Origin of the sequence: Erwinia sp. (genome assembly GCF_031978025.1) — a bacterium.
Lineage (GTDB): Bacteria > Pseudomonadota > Gammaproteobacteria > Enterobacterales > Enterobacteriaceae > Erwinia.
Genome location: NZ_DALZCD010000081.1, coordinates 11,834 through 15,380, shown reverse-complemented (window position 1 = coordinate 15,380; position 3,547 = coordinate 11,834). Strand labels below are relative to the sequence as shown.

At 49.1% G+C, this 3,547-nt stretch carries 4 protein-coding genes and 1 pseudogene; all 5 read left to right on the top strand.

Annotation, left to right across the window (positions count from 1 at the left end; translation table 11 throughout):
* On the top strand, positions 1-355 hold a 355-nt coding region (locus RTK32_RS08730), incomplete at its 5' end, for a HisA/HisF-related TIM barrel protein (RefSeq protein ID WP_312043091.1).
* Positions 349-960 (top strand): bifunctional phosphoribosyl-AMP cyclohydrolase/phosphoribosyl-ATP diphosphatase HisIE, encoded by a 612-nt coding sequence (hisIE, locus tag RTK32_RS08725; RefSeq protein ID WP_312043089.1) that lies wholly within the window; start codon positions 349-351, stop codon positions 958-960. The genes RTK32_RS08730 and hisIE, both read left to right, overlap by 7 nt.
* A 62-nt stretch (positions 961-1,022) precedes the next feature.
* Positions 1,023-1,499, top strand: a complete 477-nt coding sequence (locus RTK32_RS08720; protein ID WP_312043087.1) for a YbaK/prolyl-tRNA synthetase associated domain-containing protein — start codon at positions 1,023-1,025, stop codon at positions 1,497-1,499.
* Between the two features lie 389 nt (positions 1,500-1,888).
* Positions 1,889-3,160, top strand: coding sequence for a putative sugar O-methyltransferase (locus RTK32_RS08715; protein ID WP_312043085.1), 1,272 nt, complete (start codon positions 1,889-1,891; stop codon positions 3,158-3,160).
* Positions 3,161-3,176: 16 nt separating this feature from the next.
* Positions 3,177-3,547, top strand: a pseudogene (locus RTK32_RS08710) (hypothetical protein); the annotation flags it as partial.

Sequence of the window (3,547 nt, the reverse complement as noted above, 5' to 3'; positions counted from 1 at the left end):
CAGATCTCAGTATACCGGCGACGAAGCGCGCACGCAGGTCACCACATGGGAAACGCTGGACTGGGTTCAGGAAGTGCAGAAGCGCGGCGCGGGTGAAATCGTACTGAATATGATGAACCAGGACGGCGTGCGTAACGGCTACGACCTGACTCAGCTGCAGAAGGTTCGCGAGGTTTGTAAGGTGCCATTGATTGCTTCCGGCGGCGCGGGCACCATGGAGCACTTCCTGGAAGCTTTTCGTGACGCTAACGTCGATGGCGCGCTGGCTGCGTCGGTGTTCCATAAACAGATTATTAATATTGGCGAGTTGAAAAATTATCTGCTCGACCAGGGTGTGGAGATCCGCGCGTGTTAACAGAACAACAGCTGGCCCAACTTGACTGGGCAAAAACCGACGGCATGATGCCGGCTATCGTGCAGCACGCTGTGTCCGGCGAAGTATTGATGCACGGCTATATGAATCAGGACGCGCTGGCGAAAACGCTCGAGACGGGCAAAGTCACCTTCTGGTCGCGCACCAAACAGCGTTTGTGGACCAAAGGCGAGACCTCGGCACACTTTCTTAACGTCGTCAGTCTCACCCCAGACTGCGATAACGATACGCTGCTGGTGCTGGTCAACCCGGTTGGCCCAACCTGCCACCGCGGCACCAGCAGCTGCTTCTCGCCTGCGGCGGCCGACTGGACTTTCCTTTATCAGCTTGAGCAGCTGCTGGCCGAACGTAAGCACGCCGATCCGGCCAGTTCCTATACCGCCAGTTTATACGCCAGCGGCACCAAGCGCATCGCGCAAAAAGTGGGCGAGGAAGGCGTAGAAACGGCGCTGGCCGCCACCGTCAACGACCGCGATGAGCTGACCAACGAGGCTTCCGATCTGGTGTATCACCTGCTGGTGCTGCTGCAGGATCAGGACCTTAATCTGAGCGCGGTCATCGACAATCTGCGCCAGCGGCACAAGTAACGCAGTGTTAGAGATGTCAACATAAAGGCCGGGAAACCGGTCTTTTTCGTTAAGGAGAAAGGATGAGCACGTTTGAGAAGTTAACCGCCCTGCTCGACGAACACCAGGCCAGCTATCAGATAATGACGCATCAGCCGACCGGCAAATGTGAAGAAGTCGCGGCGATCCGCGGCACTGCTGTTGGTCAGGGCGCGAAAGCGCTGGTTTGCCACGTCAAAGGAAACGGCATAAAGCAGTACGTGCTGGCGGTATTACCGGCCGACCAGCAGGCCGATCTAAGCAAAGTAGCCGGGGCCGTCGGCGGCCTGCGTGCCTCGCTGGCCAGCCCGGCGGAAGTTGACCGGCTAACCGGTTGCGTGTTCGGTGCCATCCCGCCCTTTAGTTTTCACCATGAGCTAAAGGTGGTGGTCGATCCCACGCTGTGCGAGCGCAACAGTGAAATCGCTTTTAACGCCGGACTGCTGGAAAAATCCGTGGTGCTGAATGCGCAGGATTATCAGCGTATTTGTAGTTTCAGATCGGCAGATATTCTTAAATAAAGGTTTACAGGCTGATGCATGTTGGCTTATTTCCATGAAATAAACCAAAAACGGAATCAAACCGCCGCCCCTTGCTCCAATATCCGGGTTCTGTCCGGCAGGCCCGGCTACGTTTTCCTGGTAGCCATAAACCGCACCTTATCTTTCACCGGTGTGTCAGCTTCACGATGCTGAGCCAGATCCGACAACAGTAAGACCGCCCACGCCGAATCAGCCTGAAAAAACGAAGCTGGATGTACTTCAGCTAACTTACTTCTACTGGCCGCACCACGCGAAAACCTTTTAAGACGTTACTCCGCAACCAACAATTTATGATAAATGGTTTTTACTAAAAAATTAACTTAGAATGCTCTATCAAGAATCCTGACGTTGAGATAATGAGAAACGGAATGGCCAGTCAAAAAATCAAAAAATTGCTCTTAAAAATCCCCTCGGTTAAACGTTATGTGGAAGCAACAAATAATATCAGAAATGACAATATTAGGTTGACACAGGAAATTGAAAAAAAAACGTCTTTAATTTCTCAGTCAAGAAGCCCGGGACTTTTCGACTATAGCGATGATTTTTTGACGGAAAGACTATTATCTCATCCGATAAAATCCGTAAGCGGAGCACTGGCGCTGAACAGCGAACCTGCCCGGCACCTTGAAAATCGGGTTCATGTCGCAGAACGATTAATCAAAGCCTATCACAAGGCTCTGGCCGATGAAGCTACTTCACCGCTCCGCCGGGAAGGTGAAGACTTATGGACAGGTTTATTACGTAATGAACTGCCTGAGCTGCTGAGCGCTATTGACAGCCGTGACGCAGTAAAACTGGCCGATTTTTTAGCTGAATTTGGTACTTCTTATGTTTGGTTTGGCGGTATAACAACCTGTATTGACGGTTTCAATAAGGATTTACGCCCTGAAAGCATCGCATTAACCTATTATGACAAACTTATTAGCCTGGCGGAGAGCTTAGGGGTTTTACGATACGAAAGCCCGGAATCAGGTCCTTGGGGAGAGAACATGCTCGCGGATCCTACCGAGGTGGCTAACAGCATAGCCCAAAAAATCGGCATAGATATTTATCCGCCAATGGGCATAATACACACAGATGGCATCAAAGCAGGCAAGTCCGTTTTGCACTATCGCCACATTAACGCTCTGTATAGCGCAATCAGACTACATGCGCTTAATAAAAAGCAGGAAGCGGTCTGTGAGTTTGGTGGTGGTCTCGGCATAACCGCTATGTATTCACTCCGTCTGGGCGTGAAGGATTATACTATTTTTGACTTACCTATAACCTGTCTGCTTGCTGGTCACTATCTTATTCATGCGATTGGAGAAAATAATGTTGTACTCTATGGTGAAGAACCAAAAGAGAACGGCGTAAAACTACTGCCGTATTGGGAATGCCAGAAACAGACTGAGAATAAATTTGCCTATGCACTGAATCAGGACAGCCTACCTGAAATTTCAGACAATCTTATTCTGGAGTATTTGACGCAGATAAAGAAAATGGTGGCAAAAGGGTTTCTTAGCATCAATCACGAATGCTTTCACCCTCGCACAGTAATGCGTTTCACCGAGGAGTCCGGCGGATTTGATCTTTTACACCGTTCAAAATGCTGGGTGCGGGATGGCTATGTAGAAGAGCTATATACTTTACAAAAATGATGACAGGCTTATAAAAATGGAACAAAAAGTCCAGACTGCTAATGGGTCATACTTTAAAAAAAGCAACAGGTTAATTTATCTGGCAGTAATGCTATTTTCATTCCTGTTGCTGTCAGCCGTATTTTACATAAAACCACCCTTTGGTTCTCCGGATGAAGCGACACATCTTTTCAGAGCAAATACCTTGGCGCAAGGCTATGTCTTGCTTGAACCCATAGGAAAAGACGGTACTACGGGTGGTAAAGTTAATAGTTCACTCATCCAAGCGGTGCTGAAATATGGGGACTATGTAAATACTCACTCATACAGAGGAAGTGATAACTTTGTTGAAGAGTTAAAATCACTAAAGTGGGACAGTAACAACGTCGAGTTTGGATTATCGACAAC